At 50.6% G+C, this 19,500-nt stretch carries 18 protein-coding genes; 10 read left to right on the top strand and 8 right to left on the bottom strand.

Translation table 11 applies throughout. From position 1 onward, the window contains the following. The first annotated feature begins 84 nt into the window (after positions 1–84). The 8 genes from B5F25_RS03175 (at position 85) to B5F25_RS03140 (ending at position 11,481) form a co-directional block, all read left to right on the top strand. Positions 85–930 (top strand): calycin-like domain-containing protein, encoded by an 846-nt coding sequence (locus B5F25_RS03175; protein ID WP_087247521.1) that lies wholly within the window; start codon positions 85–87, stop codon positions 928–930. A gap of 147 nt (positions 931–1,077) precedes the next feature. Further along, the gene (locus tag B5F25_RS03170) at positions 1,078–1,746 is read left to right on the top strand and encodes an HmuY family protein (protein WP_087247519.1); all 669 of its coding nucleotides are present in this window, start codon (positions 1,078–1,080) and stop codon (positions 1,744–1,746) included. A 32-nt stretch (positions 1,747–1,778) separates the two neighbouring features. After that, positions 1,779–3,932: a TonB-dependent receptor gene (locus B5F25_RS03165; RefSeq protein WP_087247517.1), complete on the top strand. Its 2,154-nt coding sequence runs from the start codon at positions 1,779–1,781 to the stop codon at positions 3,930–3,932. Positions 3,933–4,471: 539 nt separating this feature from the next. After that, entirely contained in the window at positions 4,472–8,827 is a 4,356-nt protein-coding gene (locus tag B5F25_RS03160; RefSeq protein WP_087247515.1) for a cobaltochelatase subunit CobN, read from the top strand. A 1-nt stretch (position 8,828) separates the two neighbouring features. Next, the gene (locus tag B5F25_RS03155) at positions 8,829–9,539 is read left to right on the top strand and encodes a hypothetical protein (protein WP_087247513.1); all 711 of its coding nucleotides are present in this window, start codon (positions 8,829–8,831) and stop codon (positions 9,537–9,539) included. 31 nt (positions 9,540–9,570) lie between these two features. Further along, positions 9,571–10,164, top strand: a complete 594-nt coding sequence (locus B5F25_RS03150; RefSeq protein ID WP_022039821.1) for a MotA/TolQ/ExbB proton channel family protein — start codon at positions 9,571–9,573, stop codon at positions 10,162–10,164. Further along, positions 10,161–10,505: a DUF2149 domain-containing protein gene (locus B5F25_RS03145; protein ID WP_022039822.1), complete on the top strand. Its 345-nt coding sequence runs from the start codon at positions 10,161–10,163 to the stop codon at positions 10,503–10,505. The genes B5F25_RS03150 and B5F25_RS03145 overlap by 4 nt, the downstream gene beginning before the upstream one ends. Positions 10,506–10,833: 328 nt before the next feature. After that, on the top strand, positions 10,834–11,481 hold the full coding sequence (locus B5F25_RS03140; protein WP_087247512.1) for an HAD-IA family hydrolase: 648 nt from the start codon (positions 10,834–10,836) through the stop codon (positions 11,479–11,481). An 81-nt stretch (positions 11,482–11,562) separates the two neighbouring features. On the opposite strand, the gene rpmA is transcribed toward B5F25_RS03140, so the two are convergent. Both rpmA and rplU read right to left on the bottom strand, forming a co-directional pair. Then, the gene (gene rpmA, locus B5F25_RS03135; RefSeq protein WP_022038691.1) at positions 11,563–11,829 is read right to left on the bottom strand and encodes a 50S ribosomal protein L27; all 267 of its coding nucleotides are present in this window, start codon (positions 11,827–11,829) and stop codon (positions 11,563–11,565) included. A gap of 21 nt (positions 11,830–11,850) precedes the next feature. Continuing rightward, positions 11,851–12,168 (bottom strand): 50S ribosomal protein L21, encoded by a 318-nt coding sequence (rplU, locus tag B5F25_RS03130; RefSeq protein WP_087247510.1) that lies wholly within the window; start codon positions 12,166–12,168, stop codon positions 11,851–11,853. A gap of 250 nt (positions 12,169–12,418) precedes the next feature. Here rplU and B5F25_RS21040 point away from each other — a divergent pair, with 250 nt between their 5' ends. Beyond that, a complete protein-coding gene (locus tag B5F25_RS21040) occupies positions 12,419–12,649 on the top strand; it encodes a hypothetical protein (RefSeq protein ID WP_140406846.1) in 231 nt (76 codons plus the stop codon). Here the strand turns inward: B5F25_RS21040 and B5F25_RS03125 are convergent. The 5 genes from B5F25_RS03125 to B5F25_RS03105 all read right to left on the bottom strand — a co-directional run bounded on the left by B5F25_RS03125 (position 12,585) and on the right by B5F25_RS03105 (position 18,551). Further along, positions 12,585–13,733, bottom strand: a complete 1,149-nt coding sequence (locus B5F25_RS03125) for a M50 family metallopeptidase (RefSeq protein WP_087247508.1) — start codon at positions 13,731–13,733, stop codon at positions 12,585–12,587. The genes B5F25_RS21040 and B5F25_RS03125 overlap by 65 nt on opposite strands. Before the next feature lie 112 nt (positions 13,734–13,845). Next, positions 13,846–15,633 (bottom strand): 30S ribosomal protein S1, encoded by a 1,788-nt coding sequence (gene rpsA, locus B5F25_RS03120; RefSeq protein ID WP_022041340.1) that lies wholly within the window; start codon positions 15,631–15,633, stop codon positions 13,846–13,848. 112 nt (positions 15,634–15,745) lie between these two features. Further along, on the bottom strand, positions 15,746–16,450 hold the full coding sequence (locus B5F25_RS03115) for an SIMPL domain-containing protein (RefSeq protein ID WP_022041339.1): 705 nt from the start codon (positions 16,448–16,450) through the stop codon (positions 15,746–15,748). 127 nt (positions 16,451–16,577) lie between these two features. Then, entirely contained in the window at positions 16,578–17,129 is a 552-nt protein-coding gene (locus tag B5F25_RS03110; RefSeq protein WP_087247506.1) for a GNAT family N-acetyltransferase, read from the bottom strand. Between the two features lie 132 nt (positions 17,130–17,261). Beyond that, entirely contained in the window at positions 17,262–18,551 is a 1,290-nt protein-coding gene (locus tag B5F25_RS03105; protein ID WP_022041337.1) for a M64 family metallopeptidase, read from the bottom strand. A 131-nt stretch (positions 18,552–18,682) separates the two neighbouring features. Between B5F25_RS03105 and B5F25_RS03100 the strand changes: the two genes are divergently transcribed. Next, positions 18,683–19,159 (top strand): Lrp/AsnC ligand binding domain-containing protein, encoded by a 477-nt coding sequence (locus B5F25_RS03100; RefSeq protein WP_022041336.1) that lies wholly within the window; start codon positions 18,683–18,685, stop codon positions 19,157–19,159. 50 nt (positions 19,160–19,209) lie between these two features. Here B5F25_RS03100 and B5F25_RS03095 read toward each other — a convergent pair whose 3' ends face one another. Beyond that, positions 19,210–19,491, bottom strand: a complete 282-nt coding sequence (locus tag B5F25_RS03095) for a DUF4834 family protein (protein ID WP_087210136.1) — start codon at positions 19,489–19,491, stop codon at positions 19,210–19,212. Between the last annotated feature and the right edge of the window lie 9 nt (positions 19,492–19,500).

Below are 19,500 nucleotides of genomic sequence, written 5' to 3'. Positions count from 1 at the left end.
TTTTCATGAATTTTAGGTATTGACCACCCTCTGAAACCACTCTACCTTTGCATCGTAAAACCAAAACCTAATCAAAATAGCAACATGAAACTAAAGAATCTATTAGCATGTGCGGCCCTTGCATTATTTGCGGCTGCATGCAGCGACGATGAAAACAACAGTATCAACGAGAATCCGGCAGCAGACATCGCCGGCACATATGCAGGCTATTCCGAAGCCTCATTCCAATATACCGATACGCCGCTGGTATCGGCAGGTGAATCGCTGACAATAACCAGCGACGGGGAAAACGGCACAGCCACCCTTACTTATACTTCTGCCAGCTTTGGTGAGTTCACCGTAAGTGGAGCCGAAGTGATGCATTCGGGTAGCACGTACAGCGTAAGCGGAAGCGGGTCGACCTTAATGGGAATGGGAGACACGAAAAACGAATACGAATGCACCCTGCAAGGCACACTGGACGAAGGACGGACCGAAGGCACGTTCACTTTCACCGTACCGTCGGTAATGGGTGGGATGACTATCACCTTCACCTTGGGCGACATTCCGTCAGAGAAACTTCTTGCCGGCTCCTACGAAGGATGGACCAATGCCAGCTGCGCTTATTTTGAAAGCATGACGGCCGAAAACCAAACCATCACGCTCTCTGCCAATAACGACGGTACCTTCACCTTGGCATACACATCGGATACGTGGGGCGAGTTTTCATTCACAAGTATAAGCGCAACCGAAGCCAACGGAACCTATACGTTGAGCGGCGAAGGTACCACCCAAATGGGAATGAACGGCAACGTGAGCGAATATCCCTGCACGCTGAGCGGAAGCATCGATAAAAGCAAGGAAAACGTTAGTTTCACCTTCACCGTACCCGGCGTGATGAGCGGGCTTACCATCACCTTCACTCTGGGCGATATGCCTGCCGCCAACTGATGTATGTACGATTTTCCGATTTACAAGGTACGATTTAGGGCAAAATAGTAAATAAATAAATTGTCAAATAGTACATGAAATTACGATTTTCCGATTTACGAGGTACGATTTAAGGCAAATCGTAAATAATCAAATAGTAAATAGTACATGAAATTGTTTCGTCTTTATCAATTGTTCGCGCTGGGGGCAACAATGCTGTTGTTCCCGGCGTGCGACGGCATACTGGACGGCATCTACGACCAGCCCCGCACCACTACCGGCTACGGCTTCAACCCGAACGGCGACGGAACGGGAACGCTCTTCATCGATGCCACCGATTATGCCCAGTGGACTTACATCAACCTGCATACCGAAGAAATAGACTCCACCCGCATCACCGGAACGGACGGCACGGAGATACCCATGGGAGAAAACGCCTCGCTGCCCTCCGACTGGGACTTCGCCATCCACCGCTACGACGTGAAGACCAACGGCGGTGCTGTATTGGAGACCGAGGCGACCAGCCTGGATGCCGTACTACTGATGAGCAGCATCCCCACGGGAAACTACGTGAGCGACACCGAGACCCAAATCACCATCGATATGTCGGGTATGATGGAGGGCAACATCCTGTATGCCACCTCCAGCTACAACGCCGAGCTTGCCAAATGGCTGGACGTGGACACCAGCACGATGCCACCTATTTATACCTTATCTAATAAGGTGTACATCCTGCGCATGGCCGACGGCACTTATGCCGCCCTGCGCCTCACGGCATTCCGCAACGAACAGAATACTTCGGGACACCTCACTATCGAATATGCTTATCCGCTGTAGCCCCCAGCCCATTTAATAAAAAACAAAAGAATATGCAACAACCTATACTGAAAAATCTTATCGTGCTGGCGGGCTGCCTCCTCATCGCGGCAAGCGCCGCCGCACAACGCTACGTTTCGGGGAAAGTGCTCGATGCGGACAACGGACCGCTTGCCGGAGCAACGGTGTTCGTGAAAGAGAACAGAGCCATCGGAATGACCACCGATGCCGAAGGGAACTACCGCCTGCGCCTCCCCGACGGGAAAGCATACACCCTGCAGGCATCGTTCATCGGATACGTGACGCAAAGCCATGCACTCCAACCGGGACAAGACCGGCTGGACTTCGCTTTGGAAGAAGATGCCATAGGTATGGAAACTGTAGTGGTGACGGGCACACGCACGCCCAAGCTATTGAAAGACGTGCCCATCGTGACACGCGTCATCACCGCCGACGACATCCGCAAGGTGGACGCCACCCACATCGGCGACCTGCTGCAGGCGGAGCTGCCGGGCATCGAGTTCTCCTACTCCATGGACCAGCAGACCTCGCTCAACATGCAGGGCTTCGGAGGAAACGCCGTCCTTTTCCTCGTCGACGGCGAAAGGCTTGCGGGCGAGACGCTGGACAACATCGACTACAGCCGCCTGAACCTCGACAACGTGGAACGCATCGAAATCGTGAAAGGGGCGGCATCGTCGCTCTACGGCTCGAACGCCGTGGGCGGAGTGGTCAACCTCATCACCAAGGACGCCTCCGAGCCGTGGACGCTGAACCTGAACGGAAGGTACGGCGCGCACAACGACCAACGCTACGGAGGCACCTTCACCTTCCGCGCGGGCGACTTCCGGAACAGCCTCAACGTGCAGCATACCTCCACCGACCCCATCGAAGTGGGTGCCGTGGGCAAGGACGGAGAGGAGAACGACTTCAGCCGCGTGTACGGCAACCGCACGTGGAACTTCAAGGAACGCCTCGTCTACACCCCTACCGACCGGCTGAAGCTGACCGGACGGCTGGGCTACTTCTTCCGCGAGCGCGACAAGAGCACCTCGAACAAGGACCGCTACCGCGACTTCTCGGGCGGACTCCGGGGAAACTATACCTTCGACAAACGGAGCGGACTGGAACTGTCGTACAGCTTCGACCAGTACGACAAGAGCGACTACGACCCTGCGCAAGACTACGACCTGCGCGACTATACCAACGTGCAGCACAACGTGCGCGCCCTCTACAACTACACGATGAACGACAAGAACACCCTCACCGTGGGCGGCGACTTCATGCGCGACTACCTGATGAGCTACCAGTTTACCGACAACGGCGACCACGAGCAATACACCGCCGACGCCTTCGCCCAGTTCGACCTGAACCCCATCCGCAACCTCAACGTGATGTCGTCCATCCGCTTCGACTACTACTCCGAAGCCGACGTGAAGAACACCTCGTCGAAACTCGGCATCATGTACAAATGGCGCAATTGCTCGCTCCGCGCCTCCTACGCCGGCGGATTCCGTGCCCCGACATTGAAGGAGATGTACATGGACTTCAACATGGCGAACGTCTTCATGATATACGGCAACGAGAACCTGAAGCCCGAAAGCAGCCAGAACTTCTCGCTTTCCGCCGAATACCTGAAAAGCCGCTACAACGTCACCCTGACCGGATATTACAATCTGGTGGACAACCGCATCACCACCGTGTGGGACCAGAGCCGCAACGGAATGGTCTACTCCAACATCGCCCAGATGAACATCGCCGGACTGAACGCCGACGTAGCCGCCAAGTACCCCTGCGGCTTGGGCGTGCGCCTCTCGTATGCCTACACCCACGTACACATACCGGCAGGCGAGCCTTATTTCTCGTCCACCCGTCCCCACGCCGCCACCGCCAAGCTGGACTATGGCAAGGACTGGAAGAACTACGGTTTCGACGTGACGCTGACCGGCCGCGTCCTCTCGCGCGTCACCACCGACGAGTACGTGAGCTACACCGACCCCGATGCAGGCACCACCTCGACCACCTATCCGGCATACACCCTGTGGAAGCTGAACCTTGCGCAGCGCGTGTACCGGGGCATCCGCGTGAACGTGGTGGTGGACAACCTGTTCAACTACCGCCCCGGCCACTATTACAACAGCACGCCCACCACCACCGGCACCACCGTTTCCGTGGGGCTTTCGCTCGACGTGGACCAGCTGTTCTGACGGAAGAGGCATCGGAACACGTGCAAAATGCGATTCAGAGGTCTGAAATCGACCTTGCAACACTTGCAAAATCCATTTTAGAGGTCTAAAATCCATTTTGCAAACGTGCAAAGTCCGAAACAGAGGTCTAAAATACACTTTGCAACACTTGCAAAATCAGTTTTAGAGGTCTAAAATACATTTTGCAGACGTGCAAAGTCCGCGCCGAGGGGTCGTCGCGCATTTTGCAGATGTGCAAAGTCTCCGCCGAGGGGTCGTCGCGCATTTTGCAGACGTGCAAAGTCTCCGCCGAGGGGTCGTCGCGCATTTTGCAGATGTGCAAAGTCCGCGCCGAGGGGTCATCGCGCATTTTGCAACACTTGCAAGGTCTCCGCCGAGGGGTCGTCGCGCATTTTGCACGTTTTCCGGAAGGCGGAAACAGAGACTAAATCTGATTTCAACACAGAGGACACAGAGACGCACTGAGTCTAAAAACAACCCAGCGGCACTTTATGCCCCTCTGTTGCGAATTAAAAATAAACGATAAAAACAAATGAGCAATGAAAAAGAGAAGAATGATTGTGTTGGGTAGCCTCCTCGTAGCCGCCCTCCTGCTGTTCGCCGTATGGAACAGCTGGTTCAGCGCCACGAAGATAGGCTTCATCAACTACCAGGCCATCAACCTGGGCGAAATTTCGAAAGCCAACGACAACCCGTTCATCCGCCTCGCCGAAATCGGTACCGACGAGTTGGACAAGCTGGACGGGTGCGACATGGTTTTCATCAACGCGATGGGCATCCGCCTCACCGAAGAGCAGCGCGCCCTTATCCAGAAAGCCGCCGACGGAGGGCTGCCCGTCCTCTCGACGGCGGTCACCAATCCGGCGAACGACATCTGCTCGCTCGACTCCGCCACCGCCGCCCCCTTGCGCGCCTATCTGGCTGGCGGCGGAAGGCGCAACTACCGCAGCATGCTGGAGTATGTGCGCCGCACGGTGGACGGCAAGCTGATTTCCACCCGTGAGCCGGAACCTGTGCAGGAAGCGGCAAACGAGATGCTGTACCACATCGACCCTTCCCACCCCGATGACGAGGCGAAAGGCTTCAACACCGTAGCCGGATACGACCAATTCCTGAAAGAACACGGCTTGTGGAAAGACGATGCGCCGCGCATCATCCTCACCGGACAGATGGGCGAACCCACCGACCTCATCCGCCGGCTGGAAGAGACGGGCAACGTGGTCTATCCCGTGCGCCGCATGAAGAGCTTCATCACCCGCCACCAGATAGACTCGGTGCGCCCCGCAGCCGTCATCAACATGGCGCACGGACGCATGGGCGACTACATCACCGATTACCTGACCCGGCAGAACATCCCCCTCTTCGCCCCGCTGAACGTAAACACCTTGGTGGAAGACTGGGAAAACGACCCGATGGGGATGAACGGCGGATTCCTCTCGCAAAGCGTGGTGACGCCCGAGATTGACGGAGCCATCCGCCCCTTCGCGCTCTTCGGCCATTATGCCGACAAGGAGGGGCTGCGGCACGCGTTCGCCATCCCCGAACGGCTGGAAACTTTCGTGCAGACCGTGAACAACTACATCGCCCTCCGGCGCAAGCCCAACGCCGAGAAGCGCGTCGCCATCGTCTACTACAAGGGACCGGGACAGAACGCCCTGACGGCTTCGGGCATGGAGGTAGTGCCCTCGCTCTACAACCTGCTGGTGCGCCTGCGCCGGGAAGGATACCGGGTAGACGGGATGCCGGAAAGCAGCGAAGCCCTCGGGCGGCTCATCCAGGAGCGCGGCACCGTGTTCAGCACCTACGCCGAAGGGGCATACAGCCACTTCATGCGCGAAGGACACCCGCAACTGATTACGAAAGACGAATACGAAAGCTGGGTGAAGCAGAGCATCCGCCCCGAACAGTACGCCCAAGTGACAGAGGCGAACGGAGAGTTTCCGGGCGAATACATGGCAACGGCGGACGGCAAGCTGGGCATCGCCCGCCTGCAGTTCGGCAATGTCGTTCTGCTTCCCCAACCGGCGGCAGGAGCGGGCAGCAACTCGTTCCAGATAGTGCACGGCACCGATGCCGCACCTCCTCATAGCTACATCGCCCCCTACTTATGGGTGCAATACGGATTCAAGGCAGATGCGCTGATTCACTTCGGCACCCACGGAAGCCTGGAATTCACTCCGCGCAAGCAGGTGGCGCTGAGCAGCAAAGACTGGCCCGACCGCCTCGTAGGCGCCCTGCCCCACTTCTACATCTACACCATCGGCAATGTGGGCGAAGGGGTCATCGCCAAACGCCGCGCCTATGCCGGGCTGCAATCGTATCTGACGCCTCCGTTTATGGAAAGCGGCGTGCGCGGCACCTACCGCGAACTGAGCGAAGCCGTAAAGGACTACAACAACCTGCTGGAAGAAAACGTTCCCGACCGTTCCGCCCTCGACCGGGCATCGCTGAAGGTGAAAGCCCTGACCATAGAGCTGGGCATCCACCGCGACCTGGGGCTGGACAGCCTGCTGACCCGTCCTTACACCGAAGACGAAGTGGCACGTGTCGAAAATTTCGCCGAAGAGCTTGCCAACGAAAAGATAACAGGGCAGCTATATACGATGGGCGTGCCCTACGAACAGGCACGTATCGAATCGAGCGTATACGCCATGGCTACCGAACCCATAGCCTATAGCCTGCTGGCACTGGACAAGCTGAACGGGAAAGCCGGTCCGCAGGCCGAGAAGCACCGCAGCCTGTTCACCCGCCAGTACCTCACTCCGGCACGCACGCTGGTCGCCCGCCTGCTTGCCAACCCCTCGCTTGCCACCGACGAACTGGTGTGCCGCACCGCCGGCATCACGCAAGCCCAGCTGGACGAGGCACGCGAGATAGAAGCGTCGCGCCAGCGTCCCGAAGGCATGTTGTCGATGATGATGCAGGCTGCCGAAGAGATGCAGGAAAAACCCGCCTCAACGCCCGTCCAACATCCGTCGGGCATCGGCGCAAAGATGCACGAGCGAATGAAAAAAGCCGGACAAGGCATGGACCCCGACAAGGCATTGGCGATGGCAAAGAAAATGGGTGCCGACTCCGCCTCGCTCCACAAAATGGAAGAAGCGATGAAGCGTCACGCCACTTCCGCCCAACCTGCCGGAGGAGGCATGGCGGCGATGATGAAGCAGATGATGCACCGCAAGGAATACACCAAGGAACAAATCGCCCGCGCCACGGCAATCAGGGAAGTAGAACGTGCCGTCAAGAACGTGAACCGCTACCGCACCGCCCTGCTGGAAAGCCCCACGAAGGAACTGGAAAGCACGATAAACGCCCTTGCCGGAGGCTATACGCAGCCCTCGCCCGGAGGCGACCCGATAGCCAATCCCAACGCCTTGCCTACGGGACGCAACCTTTACGCCATCAACGCCGAAGCCACTCCGTCGGAAGCCGCTTGGGAAAAGGGCATCCGCCTGGCGAACAACACCATCGAGATGTACAAGAGCCGCCACCACGACTCCATCCCGCGGAAGGTGAGCTATACGTTGTGGAGCAGCGAATTCATCGAAACCGAAGGAGCCACCGTGGCACAAATCCTGTACATGCTGGGCGTAGAACCCATCCGCGACGCTTTCGGGCGTGTAAACGACATCCGTCTGATTCCCTCCAAGGAGTTGGGACGCCCGCGCATCGACGTGGTGGTGCAGACCAGCGGACAATTGCGCGACATCGCCGCATCCCGCCTGTTCCTCATCACCCGTGCCGTGGAAATGGCTGCGGCAGCCAAAGACGACATGTATGAGAATCAGGTGGCGGCAGGCATCGTCGAAACCGAACGTGCCCTGATAGAGAAAGGGCTTACGCCGAAAGATGCCCGCGAGATGTCCACCTACCGTGTGTTCGGAGGCGTAAACGGCGGATACGGCACCGGCATCCAAGGAATGGTAGAAGCCGGAGACCGGTGGGAAAATGAAAAAGAGATAGCCGGCACCTACCTGCACAATATGGGAGCTTATTACGGAAGCGAAAAGAACTGGGAAGCCTTCCGCCAATATGCGTTCGAAGCCGCCTTGACCCGTACCGATGCCGTCGTACAGCCCCGCCAAAGCAACACATGGGGTGCGCTGAGCCTCGACCACGTGTACGAGTTCATGGGAGGCATGAACCTGGCGGTGCGCAACGTCACCGGAAAAGACCCCGATGCCTACCTGAGCGATTACCGCAACCGCAACAACGTACGGATGCAGGAAGTGAAAGAAGCTATCGGAGTAGAGAGCCGCACCACCATCCTCAATCCCGCCTACATCCGCGAAAAGATGAAAGGCGATGCCGGAGCGGCAAGCTCCATCGCCGAAATCGTGCAGAACACCTACGGCTGGAACGTAATGAAGCCCCAGGCCATCGACCAACAGTTATGGAACGACATCTACGACGTGTATGTCAAGGATAAATACCATCTCGGCACACAGGACTATTTTGAAGGCAAAAATCCTGCCGCCCTGCAGAACATGACCGCCGTGATGCTGGAAACCGCCCGCAAAGGATACTGGAAAGCATCGCCCCAGCAGTTGAAAGCCGTGGCAGAACTGCACACCGGGCTGGTTGCCAAGTACGGCACTTCGGGAGGAGGATTCGCCGACAACAACGCCAAACTGCAAGACTTCATCGCCGCAAACGTCAGTGCCCCGCAAGCAGCAGGTTACAAACAACGCATAGACGGGATGAAAGAAGCTGCCCTTGCCGACGGAACCGTACAGAAAGGCATGACTCTCAAGAAGAGCACCGTAAACGCTTCCAGTCAGCCCGAAGAGGAAACCAACAAGCTGAGCAGCACCGTAGTAATCAGTGTTGTACTTGCCGCCTTCATCATCCTGCTGATGATACTGAAAAGAAAACGTTCACAAAACCATAAATAAAATGGAACAAATCATTCTCATCCTGATGCTATTCATCGCCATAAACTGCGCTTTCAAGCTCAGTCTGTGGCGGTGGTGGCAGGCAGGCATCTATAGCCTGATTGTGGCGGCATTCACCGTGCTGGCATATCCGTATGCCATCCTGCAATCGAAAACACAGATAGCCGACTACCTGCAGAACACCGAAGCCCTGCAGAACATGGCGGTCATCATCACCCTTGAGTCCGCCCTCTGCTTCGGGTTCTGCGTCACCTACCTGCGCGGGCTTTACGGAAAGAAGAATCCCTGGTGGGCAAAGCTGCTGTGGTGGTACCCCAGCCTGCTCTTGTTCCCCGTGGTGTTCTATTGCCTCACCGAAGCCATTTTTACCTTTGTAGGAACCGCATTCAGCACAACCGCTTACATCGTGGCGGCTTTGATGCTAATGGGCATTCCGGCATTGGCAAAGGCAGTAACATACTTCGTTCCGGAAAAAGACCTGCGGCTGGAAATCCATTTCCTCATCAGCCTCTTCGTCTGCATCCTCGGACTGCTCACCACCGTAAACGGCAAGACGGTCTATGCCGCCGCAGACGAACCGGTCAACTGGAACGCGGTTATTCTCGCCCTTTCGCTCTTCGTTATCCTATTCATCGTAGGTTATGTATGGAGCCAAATCAAGTATCCACTTATCCAGCGATGGAAAGAACGGAAAATGAAAAAACGTTATTAACTATTCACTATTAATTATTAATTCAAGAATAATGGAATTTATCTCTAAAATGCTTTTCTGGGTAGCCAACAGCCTGTTGATACCCGATGTAATTATCCTGCTTTTCCTCTTCGTGCGTGCACTTATCCTTATCGGAGGCACCTACAACATGTACATCACCAAACGTAAAAACGACCAAGCATTCGATCATCTTATCAAAGAAGGCAACATAGAAGCCCTGAAGCAGGCATTGCCCGACAAAGACAATTCGCTCTACGTCTGCTACCTGCGCGACATGCTCAGCCGTCCCGTCAACGAAGACTATGCCGACTTTACCCTCTCCAAGTTCGAGGTGGAAGCCGAGAAAGACGTTGCACTCTCCAAGATGCTCTCCAAGTTAGGACCCGTATTGGGACTGATTGGCACCCTGATTGCCATGAGCCCTGCATTGGTCGGACTCTCAACAGGCGACATTGCCGGCATGGCATACAACATGCAAGTGGTGTTTGCCACCACCGTAGTGGGTTTGGTAGTCAGTGCCGTAGGGCTGGTTTCGATGCAATTCAAGCAACGCTGGTATGCCAAGTGCGTCAACAACCTCGACTATGTGTCGCGCCTGTTGATTGAGAAAGGAGGGCAAGTATGAGTAGACGTAACCGCCGTGTCAGCTTCTTCAAGAAAGAAGAAGACACCGACCCGTTGAGTGTAGTGGTCAACCTCTTCGACGTAGCAATGGTATTCGCAGTCTCCCTGATGGTAGCGATGGTAATGCACATGAACATGACCGAAGTGTTCACCGACAAAGACTTCACCATCGTAAAGAATCCCGGCAAAGACAACATGGAAATCATCACCAAGGAAGGCAAGCAAATCAACCGTTACACGCCCAGTCAGGACCAGTCGTCCAGCGGCAAGCGAGGCAAAAAAGTGGGCATCGCCTACGAACTGGAAAACGGTGAAATCATCTACGTGCCCGAAGGGGAATGACAAATGTCCGCCATTAGCCTATTCGGTTGAATTGAAAACGCAGTAGTACTGCATCTGCCTACGGATATATACTTCATCGGCAGATGCAGTATATATTCAACCGTGGATGCAGTATATATTCAACAGCAGATGCAGTATATATTCATTTTTAGGAATATGTCCTTGATTACACCAGACAAGGCAGCACTGTTAAATTTTACCGGTGCAAATCTGTGCTCCATCAGTGTGCTGTATGCTATTCGTTATCCGTCTGTGTGCCGTATTTTAGGAAAATCGGGCAATTTCACGTATCTTTGCGGCACAATTCACCAAACATATATCCAGACAAATGAAAACATACCAGACTTATCTTTTCGATTTCGACTATACATTGGCAGATTCGTCGAAAGGCATCGTGATGTGTTACCGCAACGTGCTCGAACGCCATCATCATACCGGCATCAGCGATGAAGCCATCAAGCGGACCATTGGCAAAACGCTGGTGGAATCGTTCTCCCTCCTCAGCGGAATCACCGATGCCGATACCCTGGAAGCCTACCGGAAGGAATACGTAAAGGAAGCGGACAAGTATATGACGGCAAACACCCGCCTCTTCCCCGAAACCTCACACGTGCTGGCAACGCTGAAAGCACGCGGAGCGAAACTGGGCATCATCTCCACCAAATACCGTTACCGCATCATGGAACTGTTGGGACATGCGCTTCCCGAAAGCACGGTCGACCTCATCGTAGGTGGAGAAGACGTACAGACTCCTAAGCCTTCGCCCGAAGGCGTATTCATCGCCCTCGAAAAGCTACAAACAGAAAAAACGGATGTCCTGTACGTAGGCGACAGCACTGTAGATGCCGAAACTGCCCGAGCGGCAGGAATAGACTTTGCAGGCGTGCTTCACGGAACAACCACCCGGGAAGAGCTTGCCGCCTATCCGCATACCGGCATTATGAACGACCTTACAGCATTGCTGAAAAACGAATAACACGTTCTACGTCCATCTGGCATAAAAAAGAGGCTTTCAATGAAAGCCTCTTTTTCTACCTAAATACGTTTTCGGATTTGATTATGCTTCAGCCGCAGCAGGAACTACCGATACATAACTCTTGTCTTTACGACCTCTCTTGAAGCATACGGTTCCATCTACCAATGCGTAAAGTGTATGGTCGCTTCCCATACCTACATTTTCGCCGGGGTTATGAACTGTACCTCTCTGACGAACAATGATGTTACCAGCTTTGCAAGCTGAACCGCCGAATATCTTTACGCCTAATCTCTTACTTGCCGATTCACGACCGTTCTTAGAACTACCTACACCTTTTTTATGTGCCATTTTCTTCTACGTTTTTAATGATTAAGCAATAACTTGTTTAATGGTCAATTCAGTAAACTGTTGACGATGACCGTTCAGTTTTCTGTAGCCTTTTCTTCTCTTCTTGTGGAATACCAGCACTTTATCGCCTTTTACCAGCGGAGAAACTACTTCGCAAACCACTTTGGCTCCTTCTACGGTAGGAGCACCCACTTTTACTTCACCGTTGTTGTCTACCAACAAAACTTTGTCAAATTCAACAGTTGCACCGCTTTCTGCGTTTTGAATGTGCTGAACAAAGAGTTTCTTTCCTTCTTCAACTTTGAACTGCTGACCGTTAATTTCTACAATTACGTACATTTCTTTTTAAATTATTAAACGGGTTTTCTCCGCAAGGTGAATCCGTCTCACAGATTACTTGTCTACCTCCACGGACTAAATCGGCTGCAAAGATATAGCTTTAAATCCATATAACCAACTTTTTATGCAGCATTTTCACGCAGAGTTTGTTTAAATTTTCCAATTTTCCGATAAGCAGTATGATATCAGGTCTATATTAAGCAAAATTTAAACGACAGGCTCTCAGAAGCTGTTTTGAATTTATCGTGCGATGATTTGGGATGAGTTTTTGAGGCATTTTCGCTTCTGTGATGAGGAAGATAGCGGGCTATCTGACGAAGAACAGGAGCGAAAAGGACCAAAAAATCGCCCAAAGCACACACGAAAACAGATACATCAAGCCAAGAAAAACTTTTTGGAGAAATTCAAAACAGCTTCTAAGCCTCCTGCGCCAGCAAGACTTCCATCAAGGCAATATCCATATTCACCTCCCCTTGCATGAGGTATTTCTCACGAAGGTTCACGACGCTGCGGTATATAGTTTCGGCCTTTTCCCTGTCGTTTTCCTGATACAAAGCCAGTGCGAAAAGTTGACGCTGTTTCGAAGAACTGACACGACTATAGAGGTGAATATAACGCAGCAATTTATCAGTCGCAAGTTCACCGGCACGTTCCATCCTCCCAGTTACCAAAGCTGTAAAAAGCAACTCAGCATCCGTTTCTTGTTGCAAAATACCTATCAGTTCGGAGCTATGGCTCTTGACATCTTCCAAAAGACGATAAGCGTCCTCCCACTCTTCCCGATCTAGCAGGCGGGACACGTTCATCAGTCCGATTGTCGCTTGCAGAATGTCTTTGTAATCTATCGTTGCCGCATCTTGCTTGAACCATTCTTCGGGCATATCTTTCGGACGCATCCCTTCTTGTATCAGCGCATTTATACGAAGTTGCAATATCAGAGCATGCTTCGTTGCCGGATTATGTCTCAGCAAACGCAATGTATAAGCATCGTTCCCTATTCCACCCAGCTTCATCGGAACACCATTTGTCACTCCCAAAAACAATCCGATTATTACCCAAAACACCAGAAAAACCGATAACATGAAAGGCAAATCCTCCATCCACAATAAAAATCCCAAAGCCACAAGGGCAGTCAAAATGTTCATCATTACACCACCCATGTTATATCCGCATACCGGAATCTCTTCCTCAGGCCTATCAGGCGGAGCCAACAAGCATTGCCCTCCGGTACCTGCCACACTGAAACGTTTCAAGACCCATTTACCATCCTTGCGTATCCACGTGAAATTAAAGATACGGAACGACACGAAACGATACCCCGAAGCCAATCCGCATATCAGGTGTCCTGCCTCGTGCAAAGTAACCTGCAAGAATAGGGTTATCAGAAAAAAGCATATAAACAAGAGTGGGAAACCAATAACTTCTGCTATATGCAGTCTGAAGAGTTTCCCGAAAAACGCAGCCAAGGTCATATCGGTAAACAGGGCTATACCTGCTCCACTTACCATCACCCCCAATAAAATTCCCACAAGGAACATGCCTACCAGTTTCAATGCCTGTTTCATAGATATAAAGATTATTTTTCTGGAGCAAAAATAACACATTTTCCAAGAACTTCAGCCAATAAAAAAGGGATATACCCAAAAGCATATCCCTTTTTCTGATATAAAGAAGAAATTATTTATTGTTCTTTCCTTCCAACTGTTCCTTCAATGCTGCCAAAGCATCGATATCACCCAAAGTAGTAGAAGCAGCCTGGTTCTGAATCATCGGAGTTTCTTCCTTCTTAGCTGCACGCTTAGCTTTCTTTTCTGCCTTTTCTTCTGCTTTCTGAGCATCTTCGAAGATACGGCTGTGAGACAAGATAATGCGTTTAGCGTCCTTATTGAATTCGATGACCTTGAACGGAAGCTTTTCATCAAGCTGAGCTTGAGATCCGTCTTCTTTTACCAGGTGTTTCGGAGTTGCGAAACCTTCTACACCGTAAGGCAATGCGATAACGGCACCCTTATCCAGCATTTCAATGATGCGTCCTTCGTGTACCGAACCTACTGTAAATACGGTTTCGAATACATCCCACGGATTTTCTTCCAATTGCTTGTGACCCAAGCTCAGGCGACGGTTTTCCTTGTCGATTTCCAGAACTACTACATCGATGTCTGCACCGATCTGAGTGAATTCTGACGGATGTTTGATTTTCTTCGTCCAAGACAGGTCAGAGATGTGAATCAATCCGTCTACACCTTCTTCGATTTCTACGAATACGCCGAAGTTGGTGAAGTTGCGTACCTTAGCCGTATGCTTAGAGCCTACGGGGTATTTCTCTTCAATCGTTTCCCATGGATCCGGTTTCAGCTGCTTGATACCCAAAGACATCTTGCGTTCGTCGCGGTCGAGTGTCAGGATAACGGCTTCGATTTCATCGCCTACCTTCATGAAGTCCTGAGCCGAACGCAAGTGTTGCGACCAAGACATTTCTGATACGTGAATCAGTCCTTCTACGCCCGGAGCAATTTCAACGAATGCTCCGTAATCAGCCATAACGACAACTTTGCCTTTCACATGGTCGCCTACCTTCAAGTTCGGATCGAGGCTGTCCCATGGATGCGGAGTCAGTTGCTTCAAGCCCAAAGCGATGCGTTTCTTTTCGTCATCGAAGTCGAGGATAACTACATTCAGTTTCTGATCCAACTGAACGACTTCATGCGGATCGCTTACACGACCCCACGACAAGTCGGTGATGTGGATCAAACCGTCTACGCCGCCCAAGTCGATGAATACGCCGTAAGAAGTGATATTCTTGACAGTACCTTCCAGTACCTGGCCTTTTTCGAGCTTGCTGATGATTTCTTTCTTCTGTTGTTCCAGTTCGGCTTCGATAAGCGCCTTGTGCGAAACAACCACATTCTTGAATTCCTGATTGATTTTTACAACCTTGAATTCCATCGTCTTGCCTACGAACACATCGTAGTCGCGGATAGGTTTCACATCGATTTGCGAACCCGGCAAGAATGCTTCGATGCCGAATACGTCTACAATCATACCGCCTTTCGTACGGCACTTGATGTAACCCTTGATAATTTCTTCGTTTTCGAGTGCTGCATTGACACGGTCCCAAGAGCGTGTAGCACGCGCTTTCTTATGCGACAAGATCAGCTGGCCTTTCTTGTCTTCCTGGTTTTCGATGTACACTTCTACAGTGTCGCCCACCTTCAGGTCGGGATTGTAGCGGAATTCGCTCAGCGGAATAATACCGTCTGACTTGTAGCCGATGTTCACTACAACCTCACGTTTGTTCATTGCGATTACGGTACCGTCAACCACCTCATGGTCGCCTACCTTGTTCAAGGTGTTGTCATAAGCCTTTTCTTGTTCTTCTTTGCTTATGCTTGATGCTGACTCACCGCTCTCATAAGCATCCCAATTGAAATCTTCAATGGGCTTTACGTCTTTTAAGTTTTCCATTAAGTTTAAATAATTGTTTTGTAAATAACTAATTGTGTTAGACTTTATATTGATCTAAATCGGGTGCAAAGGTATAACAAATTCCTGAAAGTGAAAACTTTTAACCGTTTTTTTAATCCTCCAGCGAATATTCTATTGTCGTAACCACCCGCACCTTCTTTATATAAGGAGTATTGGCATCGCGGTCGCTGATGCTGAACTGCCCCTGACTGGCATGTCTGATCTTGCCCAGTTCGCTTTCTGAATCTTTGGCAAACTTTTCGGCTGCCTCACGGGCATTCTTGGTAGCTTCTTCTATCATGCCCGGTTTAATTTTGTTCAGACTGGTATATTCGTATGACACATTATACCGATAGTCGCCTCCCGTGATGGCAATCCCACGTTTCAGTAATTCTCCCTGTTCGCTGATAAGCTTACGCACCAGGTCCACCTTCATCGAAGTAACGGTGATAACCGAAGTCACATTATAACGGTACGGTGTATCATTATTATTACTATACCGTTCCGCCTTCAGGTCGATGATTTCAGGAGCATTGACACTGATTTCCGTCTCGGCAAGTCCTTTTTCCTTCAGAAATTCCAAAATCGTCTGGTTCGAGCGTTTAATGTCATCATACAATGCTCCCAAGTCATTCCCCAAGCTCTTGTATACCAGAGGCCACGTCACCTTGTCGGCTGGAACCTCCATTTCGGCTAGTCCTTTCACGTTTACACTGCGGTCTTTTTGAGCAAATTCGCTAAATCCGTTTTTAATAAACACTCCCAACAAAAGCATACCTACAGCCAGTATAATGGCTTCCATTCTCCAGTTTTTCATACTCTTTCCTTTTAATTAAACGTTTGGTCTCTATACTGATTAAGAACAGGCAAGATACTAATAAATATGCAATATTCAAGTATCTTGCCTGTTAAATAAAACAATCAGAAGAAGAGAAATGTTCGCCCTACACCTTTACTCCGTACACATTCCGATAAATTTCGTCACGTATCTGCGGATAATATGAGTCTATCTCGTCGGCACCTGCATACATCAAGTAAAGCGGCAACCCTTTTCCTCCTGCCCGATAAGGGGGCTGATAATAATCCTGCATACATAAGTTAAAGCCGCAACGTTGGTAGAAACCGATACGACGCCGGCTCATCTCGTCATCAGGTCTTTCCACTTCCAAGACAATGACACTCCCTGCAAACTGCATCTTCAGTGCCTCCATAACCTGACGCCCATAACCACGGTTACGAATCTGGGGCGAAGTGGCAAGATGCTCGGCGTAATAAAAACCGTCCAGTTTCCATACGGTAATCACACCGATAAGTTCTTCTTTTCCGTTCTCATCCTTATCAGTCAGCAGATAACAATGAAACCGTTCGTTATAGTCCGTGTTCCAGCGTTGCCCCTCATCGTCACGGCGTTCTTCTTCGGGAAAAGACAGATGCAGCAATTTTTCTACAAAAGGGTAATGAGGATGCTGGGTGTTAATACGTGTAAAAACAAGCATAAGATTTTAAGTTTGTGAGTTTATAAGTTTGTGAGTTTTTAGGTTTGTGAGTTTTTTACATCATGCGCGGTATATCTCTACTATGATGACATCCACAAATACACAATGCCACGAAACGTGTGATTGTCCTCTTTATTCAGTATAAAAACGGATCAGACGTTCGAGTGCCCGTTCGCATACCGGACAGAAACAGGGAGCTTCGTTGATTTTCATCCGGCACTCTGTGGTAGGACGGTAAATGCCTTTTTTCGTATATCCGGCACCTTCGTAAACACCTACCTTGGTATAAATCTTTGCCGGATCGGTTTCCACCGGTGTAGGCACCGGAATACCTTCAGGCACCAGGTCTTTCCATTTGCTTCCGAAATCGACCAAGGTCGTGATATTAGGCTCCCACGGTTCTACCTCATAGGGATAAAGCGGACTGGGAGCCTCATCGTAGGCATACTCATCGGCAAGCCCTCCAAAACTATGCCCGAACTCATGCACCACCACGGGCTTGAACATAGCGTGATGAGCCGTCGTAAGCAAATAGGCGTTATAGATACCTCCGCCTCCATAGGTATCGGTATTGGCTAATATAATAATGTGTTCGTAAGGGATGCCGGCAAGCCAGTTATGCATTGCCTTCACCGAACGGGTCGTCAAGTAGCGGTCGGAATAAAAAGTATCGAAGTGCGAACTGACTGCCGTATTCTTCCACTCGTTCTTCCGAGGAATGCTGACCCCGCTATCTTGTGAAACCGATTCTACCGCGACAACATTGAATTTATGTTTCAGCCGCTTGAATGGCTCGTGAGAAAAAATAGCCTCGCAAGCGTCTTGCGCATCCTTATAAAAAAGCTCCATCTCATCCGATGTATAGCCTTCGGCAAGGATAGCGATATCGATACACGCATCCGAAGCTCCATTCTGAAGCAAATAACGGTGTGGCGTGATTTGAGAAGTACCTCTCTGGTGGATAAGAATGTCTTTCGGATTGACTTCATGCTTCAGCACGGCACAAGGCTGATGCCGGACATCCTTCAGACGGACGGTCACAATAGCCGGATATTTAGGATATGGCAACAAGAAGGTATTCTCAAAACCACGTGTAAGCAGCTGTGCCTCTTTCTCACCCAGCCATTCCTGAAACAAACTGGAAAAGGAAGTACGGTAAATCACTTTGCCACTCGCCTTGTCAACCATCGTGATATCTCCATTCCCTTCCAAGGGAAGACGATCGAGCGCATGTCTCCTCCCCGCCCATCCGGGAAGTGAAACCAATTCATCAAGGCTGATGACCTGCTTGCTGGCATCTCCATTGAACAAATAATCAACACGAAGTGTTTTGTCGATGAAATAGTCATCGAAACTTTGGGCCTCTGCTCCATTCCACCAAAAGAGCAAAGCCAAGAGTGTAAACATAATTCTTTTTCTCATGACGCATCTGTTTTTAGTACGCAAAGATAAGACTATCTGGCAAATTCATGCTAAAAACTTGAGAAAAGTTAGTCACATATAGGCATTTGAAAGAAAAATCATTATATTTGTATCAAACTAAAATAAAATAAATGGGACATCATCAATTAGACAAATTAGACGAACAGATTCTGCGATTAATAGCAGATAATGCACGTATTCCGTTCTTAGAGGTCGCCCGAGCTTGCAATGTATCGGGTGCAGCCATTCATCAGCGCATTCAAAAGCTGACCAATCTAGGTATCCTGAAAGGTTCCGAGTTTATTATAGATCCAGAAAAAATAGGTTACGAAACATGTGCCTATATCGGTCTGTATCTGAAAGACCCTGAACAATTTGATTCAGTAACGGAAGCGTTGAAACTCATTCCCGAAGTTGTGGAATGCCACTTTACAACCGGACAATATGATTTGTTTATTAAGATTTATGCAAAAAACAACCACCATCTCCTTAACATCATCCATGACAAGCTACAGCCTTTAGGGCTTTCGCGCTCGGAAACCATCATCTCGTTCCGCGAAGCCATCAAACGGCAAATGCCTATCCAGGATCTGGTAGAAGAAGAATAAAATGAAAAATGAAGAATGAAGAATTCTCCTCCGCAGGTATTCTTCATTCTTCATTTATCTTTGATTTCCTCAAAATCAATGTATTCCCCCTCATCGCTATCAAAAACCTTCTTACGGCGCCGGGAATCCTTATCCGAATATTGCGATTCGTCATCACGACGTGTATCTTCTGTATAGGTCGTACGTTGCCGATAAGTGTCTTCGGCAGTACCGCTCCGTGTCATCTTACGTCCAAATCCGAATATCGTGCGGACAATTTTAGACAATAATACCAGCCCGATAATCAAGATTACCAGAACGAAGAAAAACAAAAATCCTAAAATATGAAACATAAGCTATTG

The sequence above is a fragment of the Bacteroides sp. An19 genome (genome assembly GCF_002160215.1).
GTDB classification, from domain to species: Bacteria; Bacteroidota; Bacteroidia; order Bacteroidales; family Bacteroidaceae; genus Phocaeicola; species Phocaeicola intestinalis.
The sequence above is the reverse complement of the archived record's forward strand: the minus strand, read 5'-3'. Positions and strand labels throughout refer to the sequence as shown.

Excerpts from the sequence above, each read along its gene's own strand:
- B5F25_RS03175 (WP_087247521.1), top strand. The coding sequence starts at position 85 with ATGAAACTAAAGAATCTATTAGCATGTGCGGCCCTTGCATTATTTGCG.
- B5F25_RS03170 (WP_087247519.1), top strand. The coding sequence starts at position 1,078 with ATGAAATTGTTTCGTCTTTATCAATTGTTCGCGCTGGGGGCAACAATG.
- B5F25_RS03165 (WP_087247517.1), top strand. The coding sequence starts at position 1,779 with ATGCAACAACCTATACTGAAAAATCTTATCGTGCTGGCGGGCTGCCTC.
- B5F25_RS03160 (WP_087247515.1), top strand. The coding sequence starts at position 4,472 with ATGAAAAAGAGAAGAATGATTGTGTTGGGTAGCCTCCTCGTAGCCGCC.
- B5F25_RS03155 (WP_087247513.1), top strand. The coding sequence starts at position 8,829 with ATGGAACAAATCATTCTCATCCTGATGCTATTCATCGCCATAAACTGC.
- B5F25_RS03150 (WP_022039821.1), top strand. The coding sequence starts at position 9,571 with ATGGAATTTATCTCTAAAATGCTTTTCTGGGTAGCCAACAGCCTGTTG.
- B5F25_RS03145 (WP_022039822.1), top strand. The coding sequence starts at position 10,161 with ATGAGTAGACGTAACCGCCGTGTCAGCTTCTTCAAGAAAGAAGAAGAC.
- B5F25_RS03140 (WP_087247512.1), top strand. The coding sequence starts at position 10,834 with ATGAAAACATACCAGACTTATCTTTTCGATTTCGACTATACATTGGCA.
- rpmA (WP_022038691.1), bottom strand. The coding sequence starts at position 11,829 with ATGGCACATAAAAAAGGTGTAGGTAGTTCTAAGAACGGTCGTGAATCG.
- rplU (WP_087247510.1), bottom strand. The coding sequence starts at position 12,168 with ATGTACGTAATTGTAGAAATTAACGGTCAGCAGTTCAAAGTTGAAGAA.
- B5F25_RS21040 (WP_140406846.1), top strand. The coding sequence starts at position 12,419 with ATGATTTGGGATGAGTTTTTGAGGCATTTTCGCTTCTGTGATGAGGAA.
- B5F25_RS03125 (WP_087247508.1), bottom strand. The coding sequence starts at position 13,733 with ATGAAACAGGCATTGAAACTGGTAGGCATGTTCCTTGTGGGAATTTTA.
- rpsA (WP_022041340.1), bottom strand. The coding sequence starts at position 15,633 with ATGGAAAACTTAAAAGACGTAAAGCCCATTGAAGATTTCAATTGGGAT.
- B5F25_RS03115 (WP_022041339.1), bottom strand. The coding sequence starts at position 16,450 with ATGAAAAACTGGAGAATGGAAGCCATTATACTGGCTGTAGGTATGCTT.
- B5F25_RS03110 (WP_087247506.1), bottom strand. The coding sequence starts at position 17,129 with ATGCTTGTTTTTACACGTATTAACACCCAGCATCCTCATTACCCTTTT.
- B5F25_RS03105 (WP_022041337.1), bottom strand. The coding sequence starts at position 18,551 with ATGAGAAAAAGAATTATGTTTACACTCTTGGCTTTGCTCTTTTGGTGG.
- B5F25_RS03100 (WP_022041336.1), top strand. The coding sequence starts at position 18,683 with ATGGGACATCATCAATTAGACAAATTAGACGAACAGATTCTGCGATTA.
- B5F25_RS03095 (WP_087210136.1), bottom strand. The coding sequence starts at position 19,491 with ATGTTTCATATTTTAGGATTTTTGTTTTTCTTCGTTCTGGTAATCTTG.